Below are 13,664 nucleotides of genomic sequence, written 5' to 3' on the forward strand. Positions count from 1 at the left end.
GGTTGGAGCAGCCCACTCACCTCCTCGTGATTTGTAGTTAACTGTTATCCCTATGGCTGTAGAATAGTAAGAAATTAGCTCGAAGGCAACATATTTCATGCTGTTTTGTGCCTTGAGCGAAGCGAAAGGAATGGCTATATATATGAATAGAGACGAAATTTTGGCAAGAAGCAAAAAAGAAAATTTATTAAATGATGAACGTGAGCGATATATTCAAAAGTCAGCAAATGAAAATTCTTATTTTACGGTAATAGTTGTATTTGCGCTTATATCAATAATTCTTGTTATACAAGAACTTATAACAGGCAAAGCTTTTGCGGATTACAAAGTATTTTCATTAGCTTTGTTGCTCGCAATGATTGGGCAAAGCGGAACGATTTATTATTATAATCGTGACAAGAAAGTATATTTAGTGTGTATAATCTTGGAAGTTATTGGAGCGATTAGTTGTTTAGCTTCAATTATCGGAGCTGGTATGGGGTGGTTTTAGTTGGCCGGACTTAAAAAAGAACAGACGGAAAAACTGGTATTGCATAATAACTTAAAGGAAGTTAGAACAGAACAAAAATTATCACAATCTCAACTCGCTGAAATGGTTGGTGTATCAAGAAATACAATTAGTTCCATTGAGACTGGGCAATTTAATCCCACTGCAAAATTAGCCCTTATTCTTTGTATTGCATTGGATAAAAAATTTGAGGAATTATTTCATTTTGACTGATAAATTCCAATTACATAGAAAAACACTTAATGATATTCAGGAAAAGTTAAAGTAGGAGAGAAGGTGCTATACGTTGTTCCGGGAATAATAGTTTTTTCTTGGGAATTTCGGTGGCAGCAAATATTGAACTACGGAGGACCAAATATTGTCTAAGAATGATGCAGATTCAGTATCTTTCCCGGATAAAAATCACAGTGATCTGCGAGCCGACTGCGAACATTGTTTCGGCTTGTGCTGTGTTGCACTCTACTTTTCAGCTTCAGAAGGTTTTCCAGTCGATAAAAACGCAGGTGAGCCATGCCTCAACCTGCAACCGGACTATCGATGTTGTGTTCACGGGAACCTTCTGGAACGAGGTCTTAAAGGTTGCATTGCATTTGACTGCTTTGGTGCCGGGCAAAAGGTTGCCCAAGTCAGCTACGGTGGAAGTGACTGGCGGAGAGTCCCTGAATCCTCTAATCAAATGTTCGAGGTGTTCTTAATTATGAGGCAACTTCATGAGTTACTCTGGTATCTGACAGAAGCATTGACGTTACAACCGGCCCATTCTATCCATGAAGCGCTCAGCTCCATGCTCGACCGGATAGAACGCCTTACTTACCTCAGCCCTGACGCCCTTATGGACCTGGACGTAGCAACACAGCGAGAAGATGTTAATCGTCTGCTCCTTAAGACCAGTGAACTCGTAAGGAGCGAGGCTCGACAAGGGAAGCGGACTTATTCGAAACGTCAGAAGACCTTAGGTCGAGGAGCTGACCTTATGGGTGCCGACCTCACAAGAGTTGACCTCAGAGGGGCCAACTTGAGAGGAGCTTACCTTATTGCAGCAGATCTTCGGGGAAACGACCTGAATGGGACTGATTTCATTGGGGCCGATTTCCGAGATGCTGACCTCAGAGAGGCCGACCTTAGCAAAAGTATCTTTCTTACTCAAGCTCAGCTTAACGCGGCGAAGGGAGATATTAACACAAAGTTACCTGCGTCACTCATTCGCCCAAGGCACTGGTGTATTTGAACACACTTATGCCAGTAGTGCCGCTTCACGGCATGGCAGTCTGAAAGTATAGAAAAAAGAGCGGATTTACCGCTCTTTTTCCAAATATTATTCCCTTCGCTTTTTCTCATCATCACTCTAGTTCACACTGAAAAGGTCGGCCATCACACGATGCCCCATAACATTCGGATGCAAATGATCCGGCCCAAGAAGCAACTGCTCTTGGCCGCTAAAGGCTTTAGCCACAGGCACAACCACGAAGCGGAATTCCCTTGCCACACGCTTAATCTGATGATTGGCCGCTTTGACTAAACCCATTGCATAAGCATCGACTTCCTTGTTCATCGGCGGTAATGGATTGTAAATCGTCGCTGCCTTAACTAAGACCGAAGGATTGATTGCCCGGATTTGATTTCCGATAAACATAAAATTTTGATTGAAGTTTCCTAAAGCAAGGTCAATATTGGCTCCTGCCCCAGAAATAAAACCTTTACCCACGGCAAGCAAGTCATTCGAGCCGATCGTCAGACTTATGATCTTAGCCTGTGCAATCAAGGAGCAAAGCCTCTCTTGTCTTACCATTGACGCTAATTCCATGCTTGTCAACCCATTCACACCAAGGTTAACATACTGTAGTCCCGGATCAAAGGCAAGAAGGTTTTTATAAAAAAGAGCAGCAAACGATTGATTCGTGCCAACGCCATAACCCGTTGTTATAGAGTCACCCAAGGCCAGATAAATTGTGTTCACGCTTAAACCACACCTCATCTGCTTTCTTCTTGTCTTTATATCATATTAAACCTTGTTTACCGATGACCCTTTTCTTATTCTTTAAATTACTGGGCTACATCGACCCAATCAGCGGCCACGAGGGTTTTTAAGTCGTCAACTTTAAGTCCTACCGCAGCATTAGGTGCCCCTGCAGCCGGATAGACTGTAGGATAAGCCCGCAAAGACTCATCCAAATAGACCGGAATCTCTTCTTTTAAGCCAAATGGACAGACTCCGCCCACCGGATGACCTGTAATTTTCAATACTTGATCTACCTCCGGCATTTTGGGTTTTGCCTTGAACATGTCCTTAAACTTACGATTATCGAGTCGTTTATCTCCTGCCATAAGTACCATAATAAAATCATCCTTAACTTGCAATAGAAGTGACTTAGCAATTTCTCCGGGTGTCACCCCTAAAGCTTCGGCCGCTTTGGCAACCGTACTTGTGTCATCAAAGGTCTTAATTGAAACGTTTTGATGTTTCATTTCAAAAAATTCTTTTACAGCTTGAACAGACATAGCTTCCTCCTTGTTCAATGGGTGTAACTGAAAAGATGTCCCCGTCATGTATCGGATGGTTAAAAGCCTGACTGCTTTACAGCAGCCAGGCTTTTAGTTTTACTTTTCAGTTCAGAGCTTCAAAAGATTTAAGCCCCGAGAAGTTCACGCACGATTTGGTTAACCAGTTTTCCATCGGCGCGTCCTTTGGTCTTTTGAGTGAGCTTTCCCATGACTTTACCAAGGTCTTTAGGATTTTGGGCTCCCACCTCAGCGATCGTTTCTTGGGCAAGCCGGCGTATTTCCCCTTCAGAAAGCTGTTGAGGAAGGTACTCCATGAGAATAGAGATTTCCTCTTCCAAAGCCTTCACAGTATCGGGGCGATTCGCCTTCGTAAACTCTACAATAGAATCTCGGCGCATTTTAACTTCATGTGAGAGAATTTCAATTACCTGTTCATCATTGAATTCAGTTTTCTTGTCTATTTCACCATACTTAATGGCGGCCCGAGCCATGCGGATGACGGAAAGTCTGACCTTCCCCTCCTCTTTGGCCTTCATGGCTACCTTCATATCCTCAACGAGGCGATCCTTAAGGGACAATTTTGAGCATCTCCTTACTTGAACTTCCGTTTACGAGCAGCTTCAGATTTTTTCTTCCGCTTCACGCTCGGTTTTTCATAATGCTCATGTTTACGGGCTTCCGAAATAACGCCTGCCTTTTGACACGTACGCTTGAACCGGCGGAGTGCGCTATCCAGGGATTCGTTTTTTCCGACTTTAATTTCACTCATTATCTTATCCCTCCCTCCACTGGATCATCACAGATATACTCTTAGATTATACTGGATGAAGTTGGGCACGTCAAGTTACCCAAGGCATCATCACAAGGCTTAAGCAAGTTTCCTTAAGCAAGTTTAGTTCCCAATGCCGCTCCACCGAGAATATGGAAATGTAAGTGGGGAACAGCTTGCCCTCCATCTTTGCCAATATTCGTTACAACGCGATAGCCGGATTCGGCAATTCCGAATTCCCGCGCTAATTTTTGCCCGACCATGAGAATATGCCCCATCAGGCCTTCATCCTTAGGTAAAACTTCGTTCAGGCTAGCAATATGTCTTTTCGTGATCACGAGCAAATGGATAGGTGCCATAGGATTGATATCTTTAATAACAATCACTTGATCATCTTCATAGACAACTTCACTAGGCAGTTCTTTATTAAGAATTTTACAGAAAATGCAATCTGCCACGAAAAAGCCTCCCTTATAGATATATGCTCAGTTTCCTGAGTGAGTTCCGTTTAAGAATATGGAAAACTTCACCACTGCTTTATCCGAAGACTATTATATCATATTATTTCCAAAGATAACTTTCTTCAAATACGAATTCTACAAGTTCCCCGCTTTCCCAAGCTTTCCCGTCATGACGCGGGGGGAGTTTTACCTGAATATAATTTCGCGTGTGGCCAATTGCTGATCCATCTTCCTCGACACGTTCAAACAATGCCTCAAGTGTTTGACCCACACATTTCTTAACATACGCCTCATGACTTTGCTGAGCCACGTCCATCATCGCCTTAACCCGTTGTTCTTTGACTTTTTTCGAAAGTTGCTCAGGGTATTTGGCCGCGGGCGTACCTTGCCGTTTTGAATACGGAAAAACATGGGCCCCCGCAAAATGACAGGAGCGAACGAATTCGAGAGAATTCTGAAAGTCTTGCTCTGTCTCCCCGGGAAAACCGACAATAACATCAGTGGTAATTGCTATACCCGGAAGCTTTTGATTGAACTCATCAATCAGGTTTTTGAATTCTGAAGTAGTGTAAGGTCTTTTCATGCGTGCCAAAATCTTGTCACTTCCGCATTGAAGAGGGATGTGGAGATGGGAACAGACGGCAGGAGAGGAAAGAATAACATCAATCAATTCCGGGGTAAACTCCATGGGTTCAATCGAACTCAGTCTTAACCGTCTCACTCCCAGAATGTTCGCCATTGCTTTAACGAGTTGCGCCAAATTCCACTCTTCCCCGGGGTCTTCGCCATAAGAACCCGTATGAATCCCTGTCAGGACAATTTCCTTATATCCTGCGGCAACAAGCTTCTCGACCTCGGCAAGGGCATTCTCATGCTTTCTGCTGCGAACCGGCCCGCGGGCGTAGGGGATAATACAGTATGTACAAAACTTATTGCACCCCTCTTGGATTTTTATTGTTGCCCGGGTCCGACTCTCACCTTCAATCAAAGGGAGTTCCTCAAAGTCATGAGCCTCCCAAATCGTATGCACTCTGCTCAGCGGCTTTTGTTCCTGCCGGACTTGCCCGATAAGATCGAGAATTTTAGCTCGGTCCTGTGTCCCCAGTACGAGATCCACGCCTTCGATATTCAAAACCTCACCCGGTGCAGTTTGCGCATAGCAGCCCATGACAACGACAAAGGCATCGGGGTGAGCCTTAATCATGCGGCGAATAACCTGACGGGACTTGGCATCCCCGGTATTGGTCACAGTACACGTATTGACAACAACAACATCTGCTTTTTCCGAGGAGTTCACCACCTCGTAGCCATTATTATGAAATAACTGGGCTAAAGCTTCACTTTCCGTTTGATTCACTTTGCAGCCCAAGGTGATGAAACATACGCGCTGAGGCGCTGCATTTAAGGATTCCATACTGTCATCTGAAGGCATATCGTCACCTCCTTTGGTTTAAAGGTATAGTTTATCATATTTATTTCTTGAATCCAAATTATGAGTAACCTGAATCTCTGACGCATACTTTGTACCTCATATCAGCTTTGAAATATGTATTGGTTTTGACGGAAAACCACCTTTTTGTCATCACCATGCTTTTGCCCTTCAGTCAGACTTTAAAAAAGTAAAAACCCCGCCTATCATCCTGATTTAATCATGAAAATAGGCGAGGCTCTGAAAGCCCTCTACTGTAATTAGGCGCTCTATGGGTTGAGTTTAGCAAAATTATGCATATAGGCCAATCGACTAAACTGCTGGTTCGCGAATAGGATCGCTTAAATTTTCTAAGACACGTTTTTTAATTTTTACTGTTTCAATCATCCTTTCAAATACCAATTCTTCACCCTCGTCAGATCTCATAATTACCTTTTGCAAATTATTATTATAATCAAAATAATAATCAAAATCGGCAAAAAAATCCTCTTCAATAGTGCATCCTATTGTGGCAATAACCCCATTTTGAGTCTTAGAGTAGTTAATATACTCATAATTAGGTAGTTGAAGATTGTCCAAAAGATTATAGGGTGTTACTATTGGTGAGAAAATTAAATCGTAGAGCTGTTTTATACTCAAATCCATTGTAAATTCCTCCTTTACTTAAGATATTCTACATCCTTTCTGTGAAATCCTCGAGCACTTTTATTAAATACTCATTTATTTGATCAAGTCTCTTTTCTGCTATATCCCAATCGGATGTCCCCCAGTCTTCTCTTTTCATACCAACAGATTGCTTTAACCACGTATTGATGTAAATGGCTAGCATAGCAGCATTGCTGTCATAGTTTTGAGCGATCCAAAAGTACTTAGATCCTTTAAATACCCTACTGTTCTTAAGTTCATCCGATGCTTTATCAAGGTTGAATCGATTCAAAAGCGCGGGAACCATATCCTCACGAATCCTTGCATCAATTCCTTTTCTCTTTCTTTTTATGTACAGGTCCGGTCTTTTAATACTTGATGAAAGACCTTTTGTTTGTTGAATTAGGACACGTGCCTGCTCGGCGGTAACTCCTAACAATCGTTGTATTTCCTCTATATTTTTTAACTCTTCATCTTCTTCCTTCTTTCTTTGTGCTATCAACTGAGTATCTACATAAGTGTCTCCTACGAGAGAGCCTTGCCCTTTTTCAATGGCTATTCCAAAGCCTTTATCATAAATATTCTTTGCGGTGTTTCCTAAGTTTCTTTTATCATCCTCATTGTCTTTATCAAGATCTAGTTTTGCAAGATATTTGATAGTTTCGCTTTCTTGAATCTCCTGTTTGTAGTATTGCCATAGTGATTCAAGGTTTAAATCCTGATGGCAAATGATTTCGGCTATATTATCAGCAACTTTTGGGTTATCAGTAGAAGGAATGGCCCTAAGAACTCGTCCGATAAATTGAGCATAAGGTAGTAGCGACCTGAAAGGGCGGAAAATTGCAGCTACAGATAAGTAGGGGTGATCATAACCTTCACCAAGCATGGCAACATTTATAACAACTTTTACTCGATGGTTCTCTATATCCGATAAGACTTGTTGCTTAACAGATTGGTCTAAACCACTATGGATAATTGCGGATTCGTAACCATGCTTTTTGTAAAGCTCACTTATTTGTTCCGCGTGTTTGATACTACAGGCAACCGCAATTATTTTATGAGGGATAGGGTTATTATTAGTAAGTTTTTGCTCTAGTTTTTTGATACTTTCAATAACTACTTTTTCGGAACACTCATCTGAATAAGCAACGGTTCGGCTGACCCAATCCTGATCTTTAAGTCCCATGTCTAATATTTCTTGAACCGTATATTGTTTGGATTTATCATTGTCGATAGTCAAGAATAATTGTTCTGGAATATAAGTGAAATTTTCTAGACTTTTAACATATTGGTGTGCCATCGCGGCACTAAGACTATATTCATAAATTATTTCTCCAACAATCTTTTCACCGTCAGATCTAAACGGCGTACCAGTTAGTTTAATAACTTTAGCATTAGAAAAGTATTCAAGGGTTTCTACCCAAGTTGAAGCCGTCGAATGATGAGCTTCATCAATAATAATTAAATCAAAGAAATCACTTGGAACACGGTTAATAAGACTTGAAACAAGACGTGGTTGTAACTTTTGCACATTTACAATGACAATATTAGCTTCATCCAGCCACTCTTTTTTGGTCTCTTTACCCTCGTACTCAATGAGAAGCGGTAACTCATCTATTCTTGAGAAGACCTTTTTATCAAGCCAGAAGTTTCCGGGAAACTCAGGATCTAAAGAACCAGTAACACTATCTTTAATTACTAATTGTGGGGTTATTATTAAAACCCTTCCATTTGAAATACCATAAGGCAGTAATCCCATTAAGCCTGTTTTGCCTACTCCAGTTGGAAGTATGATGATACTATGAGTTGTCTTTTTATCACGTACAATGTGATCATAGGCTTTTGAATATGCGATTTTCTGTGGCTCTCGTAATTCCTCATTTTCATCAATATTTGGGATGGTTGTAAGAAAATATAAAGGATTGTACAATTTCAAGACACTCCTTCTCTTATAAATTTTTGTAAAAAAATTTGTGAAAATGCCTAAGCTCATCCAACTCAATATACTTAAAAATCCCAAGCCTAGGCTTTAGGGTTTTACTCCCCATACCCCGTCTCCGCTTCTTTGCCCGTCAATAACCCTTGTCGAGTTCGGATCCAAAAGGGCTACTACAAGATATCAGTATGTGACAAAAGCGACAAAGTAAACTATATCAGATTTCTTGCACAATTCAGTCATTTGTAAAAATCATACCAAAGTATACCTTTATACGCAATCTATTTTTAACCGTTGCACCGTGACCCAAGGGTTCCTGTGTATAACCGACGCCATCAGCAAACAATCGAAAAATCTCCCTCACTATAAGGTGGTGTCTGTCAGGTCTTTCAGGTAGCCATGCGTTGCTTACATAAAAAAACCGTGTAGCCAGTGAAACTACACGGTTATTGCGTTAGAGCCGATGAGAGGATTTGAACCCCTGGTCTATCGATTATGAGTGAGCCTATCTCCTAACAAGATATGTCTTTACCCCAAATCCCCATAATGCGCTAACACCATGGTTGCCGCAGCTAAAGCTGCAGTCTCGGCGCGCAGAATCCGCGGACCTAAAGAAACGCTTGCAGCCCCCAAATACTCCTGGGCCCAGGATACTTCAGCGGCTTCAAATCCTCCTTCAGGACCGATAATAAGAGCCATCGGAAGCAACGGATCAAAACGATCGAGAACCGTCTGCAGCCGTTCCGTTTTCTCTTCTTCATAGGGAATAAGCCATTGCGTATTCGCGGGTAAAAGCTTTGGCAGATCAGACCAATCCGCAACCTCAAAAATCTGAGGCTCCTGAACACGATGGGATTGTTTGGCCGCTTCGCCGGCAATCTTCTGCCAACGCTTCACCCGTTCAAGCGCTTTAGTCCCTTCCAACCGCATAACAGCCCGTTTTGCGCGCAAAGGAATTACACCGGAAATACCCAATTCCGTGCCTTTTTGAATAACCCATTCCATCTTCTCCCCTTTAGAGAGTCCGACTGCAAGGTAAATTTTCGTATTAGCCTCGACATCAGGATGAGACGTCTCTAAGATACGGCAGGTTACACTCTTATCCTCAATCTTGAGAATGGTCGCATAATATTCTGCTCCCGAATTATCAAAGCCAACAATATCATCCCCCGGGGCTAACCGAAGAACCCTGACCAAATGATCCCGTTCATCCCCACGAAGCCAAAAGGCATTTTTCCCAAGTTCTGTGATTTTAAAGCGATGCACTCGATTTCCACCTCGCGCGTAAGAGTACCCAGCCGGAACTTTCTCTTTTCTCGATCACTTCAAGCCCAGCTTCACGCATTCCCGCTTCAACATCATCAGCGCGATTATCAATAATTCCCGAAGCTAAAAATTCACCCTCGGGTTTTAAAATGCGTTTGAGATCGGACAAAAGCAGCAGAATAACATCAGCAATAATATTGGCTACAACCAAATCGGCTTGTCCGTTAAGAACCGAACCCAAGTCCCCATGTTTAACGGTTACTTGTTCCGAAACCTTGTTTAAATCAATATTTTCCTGTGCCACACGAACAGCAACAGGATCTAAATCAACGGCTTCAACTTCTGCCCCGAGCTTTGCCGCCGCGATAGCCAGAATACCGGAGCCTGTCCCCAAATCGAAAACTTTCATTCCCGGCTGAACAATCTCTTCAAGCACCTTTAAACAAAGTGAGGTAGTCGCGTGTGTCCCCGTCCCAAAGGCCATGCCGGGATCAAGTTCAAGCACTAAATCTTCGGCACCGGGTTCGATCTTTTCCCAGGTCGGTTTGATCACGAAGCGCCTGCCGACGCGGGTCGGTTTAAAATAAGCCTTCCAAGCGGTAGCCCAGTCTTCCTCTTGAACAGTGATCCCTTTGACCTGGATCACCCATTCCGGAAAGCGCTCGACTAATTCCCGAAGTCCTTCATCGAGCTGCTCCATACGTTTGGCAAGATGGTCATCTTCGCAAAGATAGCCTTTGATAACCGATGTTCCCGTAAGGGTAACTTCGCCGAAACCATGGTAGTCCCAAACTCCCGATTCAATATAGTTTCGTAAAAGCTCTGGATCTTCGATACTTACTCCCGGACAACCGATCTGATAAAAAAGATCGGCAACAGCCTCCTCTCCCTCTGATGAAACCGTTACCGCAACTTCACGCCAATTCATTGTGACATGGCCCCTCTACAGAAAATTTACGCCGAATGAGTACGGCAGCATACCGTGTGAACCTTCATTACCCCATTGCATCACGAATATTGTCCTTAACCTTATCGAAAAATGACTTTTTGCCCATCTGCTGCTGCTCTGTAGCAGAATTACCAAATTCGAGCAAAAGTTCTTTTTGTCGGTCAGATAATTTCGTCGGTGTTGCAACAACAACGCGGACATGCTGATCCCCGCGGCCGCTTCCCCGACGATAGGGAATTCCATGGTCGCGCAGCCGAAAAACGGTCGAGGTCTGAGTTCCTTCAGGAACTCTCATTTTTACGTTGCCATCGAGAGTAGGAACTTCGATTTCCGCACCTAAGGCTGCCTGAACAAAGGTGATGGGAATTTCACAATATACATCGTTCCCTTCCCGTTCAAAGAATTTATGGGATTTAACGTGGAGAATAACATAAAGATCTCCCGCCGGGCCGCCTTTTTTACCCGCTTCACCGCTACCGCTGAAACGCAAATTCAGATTTTCCTCAGACCCGGCCGGAACATTGACTTTAATCGTTTTTACATTCCGAATTTGGCCTTCACCGTTACAGATCTTACAGGGGGAACTCACCGTCTGCCCTTCACCATGACAGGTCGGGCAAGTTCGGGACGACTGAACCATGCCGAAAGGGGTTCGCTGGCTTACTCTGATTTGGCCGGAACCATGACATTCCGGACACTGTGTCGGGTGTGTCCCGGATGCTGCTCCGGAGCCGTGGCATTCACCGCATGTTTCATGGCGAGGAACCTGGATTTCCTTTTCCACACCGAAAGCGGCTTCTTCAAATGTAATCGTTAGATCATAGCGTAAATCGGCTCCGCGAGAGGGTCCGTTACGGCGTTGGCCGCCGCCTCCACCGCCAAAAAACATATCAAAGATGTCACCGAAACCACCGAAATCTCCGCCGCCAAAGCCACCAAAACCGTCGAATCCTCCAGCATTCGGATCTGTCCCTGCATGTCCGAATTGGTCATAACGTGCCCGCTTATCCTTATCGCTTAAGACATCATAAGCTTCGGTCGCCTCTTTGAATCGCTCTTCCGCTCCCTTGTCCCCCGGGTTAACATCCGGATGGTTCTGACGGGCTAACTTCCGGTAGGCTTGTTTAATTTCCTGTTCACTTGCGGTTTTTGAAACCCCAAGGACCTCATAATAATCGCGTTTCATTTTTCCCTCATCACTCCTGCTTAACCATCCGTTATTTCAAAAAGCGTGTATTTGTTGATCCTCTCATCATAACATGAATATTGGGCGCAAGGGAGACCTGTCCCCTGCACCCTCTAACTTGTCGAGATTTTTGAAAATTATTTATTTTTATCGGGATCTACTTCAGTATATTCCGCATCAACAACATTGTCATCTTGTTTTGTATCTGGGCCCGCTCCGCCTGCTCCGGCTCCGGCCGCACCTGCATCGGCTCCGGGTGCGCCTGCATTTTGTTGATACATTTTTTCCACAAACGGATAAAGAACTTTGTTGACCATTTCTGTTTTAGCCTTGATTTCCTCGAGATTGTCACCGCTTGCAACCGCTTTTAATTCTTCTACCGCTTTCTTAATCGGTGCGATTTCATTTTCAGGTGCTTTACCTTCGAAGTCCTTAAGGGATTTCTCGGTTTGGTAAACAACCGTATCGGCTTGGTTCTTCGCATCGATCAGCTCTCTGCGCTTCTTGTCTTCTTCGGCATGCGCTTCGGCATCTTTTTGCATTTTCTCGATTTCTTCTTTGCTTAAACCTGTGGAAGAAGTAATCGTTACCTTCTGCTCATTCCCTGTTGCGGTATCTTTAGCTGAAACGTGAACGATACCATTGGCATCAATATCGAACTTCACTTCAATTTGCGGGATTCCGCGCGGGGCGGGAGCAATTCCTGTAAGTTGGAAACGTCCTAACGTTTTATTATCGGCAGCCATTTCGCGTTCCCCTTGGAGAACATGGATATCAACAGAGGTTTGGCCATCGGCCGCCGTCGAGAAGATTTGGCTCTTCGTTGTCGGTACGGTCGTATTCCGATCAATGATGCGGGTAAAGACACCGCCGAGAGTTTCAATACCTAAGGAAAGCGGGGTAACATCGACGAGGATAATGTCTTTAACATCGCCTGCGAGAACTCCCCCTTGAATCGCTGCTCCAAGGGCAACAACTTCATCGGGATTAACACTTCTGTTCGGTTCTTTTCCGCTCATCTTCCGGATTTCTTCTTGAACCGCAGGAATACGGGTTGATCCGCCGACGAGAATAACCTGGTTGATGTCATTCCAAGTCAATTTCGCATCACTCAAAGCCTGGCGTGTCGGTCCCAGTGTAGCCTCAACAAGATCAGCGGTTAATTCTTCAAATTTTGCACGAGTAATGTTCATATCCATGTGAACAGGGCCTTCGGCAGTCATTGTGATAAACGGCAGATTAACATTGGAAGTCGTTACTCCCGATAGTTCAATTTTGGCTTTTTCAGCAGCTTCTTTTAATCGTTGAAGGGCTACCCGGTCCTTACTGAGGTCTACGCCGTTAGACTTTTTAAACTCAGCAACCATATAATCGATTAAACGTTGGTCAAAATCGTCTCCGCCCAGTTTATTGTTACCGCTGGTTGCTTTAACTTCAACCATTCCTTGGCTCAGTTCAAGCACGGAAACATCAAAGGTTCCGCCCCCTAAGTCGAAAACAAGAACGGTTTGATCGTTTTGTTTATCTACGCCGTAAGCTAATGCAGCTGCAGTAGGTTCGTTAATAATCCGTTTTACTTCAAGCCCGGCAATGGCACCGGCATCTTTTGTTGCTTGACGTTGAGCGTCTGTGAAATAAGCAGGTACGGTAATAACGGCTTCGGTTACCGGTTGACCGAGATAAGCTTCGGCATCTGCTTTTAGTTTTTGCAGAATCATTGCCGAAATTTCTTGTGGGGAGAAATTCTTATCATCAATTTTAACTTTGTAATCGGTACCCATATGACGCTTAATCGAGATCACTGTATTATCAGGGTTGGAAACAGCTTGACGCTTCGCAACCTGCCCAACTAAACGTTCACCTGTTTTAGAGAAACCTACAACAGAAGGGGTAGTCCGGTTTCCCTCAGCATTCGTGATAACGACTGCTTCTCCACCTTCCATAACTGCTACACAGGAATTTGTTGTTCCCAAGTCGATTCCAATAATCTTGCCCATAATTCTTATTTTCCTC

General features: G+C 43.7%; 15 protein-coding genes. 3 read left to right on the plus strand and 12 right to left on the minus strand.

Features of this window, described 5'->3' with window-relative positions:
- Window positions 1-97: 97 nt before the first annotated feature.
- From VB077_RS11690 to VB077_RS11700, 3 genes are all read left to right on the plus strand, one after another.
- The gene (locus tag VB077_RS11690; protein WP_323415423.1) at window positions 98-490 is read left to right on the plus strand and encodes a DUF6442 family protein; all 393 of its coding nucleotides are present in this window, start codon (window positions 98-100) and stop codon (window positions 488-490) included.
- Window positions 491-721: a helix-turn-helix transcriptional regulator gene (locus tag VB077_RS11695; protein WP_323415424.1), complete on the plus strand. Its 231-nt coding sequence runs from the start codon at window positions 491-493 to the stop codon at window positions 719-721.
- 145 nt (window positions 722-866) lie between these two features.
- Complete coding sequence (locus VB077_RS11700) at window positions 867-1,736, plus strand: pentapeptide repeat-containing protein (RefSeq protein ID WP_323415425.1); 870 nt, start codon at window positions 867-869, stop codon at window positions 1,734-1,736.
- A gap of 117 nt (window positions 1,737-1,853) precedes the next feature.
- Here VB077_RS11700 and VB077_RS11705 read toward each other — a convergent pair whose 3' ends face one another.
- From VB077_RS11705 to dnaK, 12 genes are all read right to left on the minus strand, one after another.
- Window positions 1,854-2,465: an SGNH/GDSL hydrolase family protein gene (locus VB077_RS11705; RefSeq protein WP_323415426.1), complete on the minus strand. Its 612-nt coding sequence runs from the start codon at window positions 2,463-2,465 to the stop codon at window positions 1,854-1,856.
- Between the two features lie 86 nt (window positions 2,466-2,551).
- Window positions 2,552-3,007 (minus strand): YbaK/EbsC family protein, encoded by a 456-nt coding sequence (locus tag VB077_RS11710; RefSeq protein WP_323415427.1) that lies wholly within the window; start codon window positions 3,005-3,007, stop codon window positions 2,552-2,554.
- Window positions 3,008-3,135: 128 nt separating this feature from the next.
- Window positions 3,136-3,588 carry a GatB/YqeY domain-containing protein gene (locus tag VB077_RS11715; protein WP_323415428.1) on the minus strand — a complete coding sequence of 151 codons (453 nt, stop codon included), beginning with the start codon at window positions 3,586-3,588 and terminating at the stop codon, window positions 3,136-3,138.
- Between the two features lie 14 nt (window positions 3,589-3,602).
- Window positions 3,603-3,779, minus strand: a complete 177-nt coding sequence (gene rpsU / locus VB077_RS11720; protein ID WP_006715885.1) for a 30S ribosomal protein S21 — start codon at window positions 3,777-3,779, stop codon at window positions 3,603-3,605.
- Between the two features lie 113 nt (window positions 3,780-3,892).
- Window positions 3,893-4,237, minus strand: coding sequence for a histidine triad nucleotide-binding protein (locus VB077_RS11725; RefSeq protein ID WP_323415429.1), 345 nt, complete (start codon window positions 4,235-4,237; stop codon window positions 3,893-3,895).
- Window positions 4,238-4,340: 103 nt separating this feature from the next.
- Window positions 4,341-5,672 carry a tRNA (N(6)-L-threonylcarbamoyladenosine(37)-C(2))-methylthiotransferase MtaB gene (gene mtaB / locus VB077_RS11730; RefSeq protein WP_323415430.1) on the minus strand — a complete coding sequence of 444 codons (1,332 nt, stop codon included), beginning with the start codon at window positions 5,670-5,672 and terminating at the stop codon, window positions 4,341-4,343.
- A 309-nt stretch (window positions 5,673-5,981) separates the two neighbouring features.
- Window positions 5,982-6,314 (minus strand): hypothetical protein, encoded by a 333-nt coding sequence (locus VB077_RS11735; RefSeq protein WP_323415431.1) that lies wholly within the window; start codon window positions 6,312-6,314, stop codon window positions 5,982-5,984.
- A 28-nt stretch (window positions 6,315-6,342) separates the two neighbouring features.
- Window positions 6,343-8,244, minus strand: a complete 1,902-nt coding sequence (locus tag VB077_RS11740) for a DEAD/DEAH box helicase (RefSeq protein ID WP_323415432.1) — start codon at window positions 8,242-8,244, stop codon at window positions 6,343-6,345.
- A gap of 534 nt (window positions 8,245-8,778) precedes the next feature.
- A complete protein-coding gene (locus VB077_RS11745) occupies window positions 8,779-9,516 on the minus strand; it encodes a 16S rRNA (uracil(1498)-N(3))-methyltransferase (protein WP_323415433.1) in 738 nt (245 codons plus the stop codon).
- Window positions 9,503-10,444 carry a 50S ribosomal protein L11 methyltransferase gene (gene prmA / locus VB077_RS11750; RefSeq protein WP_323415434.1) on the minus strand — a complete coding sequence of 314 codons (942 nt, stop codon included), beginning with the start codon at window positions 10,442-10,444 and terminating at the stop codon, window positions 9,503-9,505. Before prmA ends, VB077_RS11745 begins: the two co-directional genes overlap by 14 nt.
- A 67-nt stretch (window positions 10,445-10,511) precedes the next feature.
- On the minus strand, window positions 10,512-11,651 hold the full coding sequence (dnaJ, locus tag VB077_RS11755) for a molecular chaperone DnaJ (protein ID WP_323415435.1): 1,140 nt from the start codon (window positions 11,649-11,651) through the stop codon (window positions 10,512-10,514).
- Between the two features lie 137 nt (window positions 11,652-11,788).
- A complete protein-coding gene (gene dnaK / locus VB077_RS11760; protein WP_323415436.1) occupies window positions 11,789-13,648 on the minus strand; it encodes a molecular chaperone DnaK in 1,860 nt (619 codons plus the stop codon).
- Window positions 13,649-13,664: the final 16 nt, after the last annotated feature.

This window comes from Desulfitobacterium sp., from assembly GCF_034927245.1.
In the GTDB taxonomy this organism is placed as follows: Bacteria; Bacillota; Desulfitobacteriia; order Desulfitobacteriales; family Desulfitobacteriaceae; genus Desulfitobacterium_A.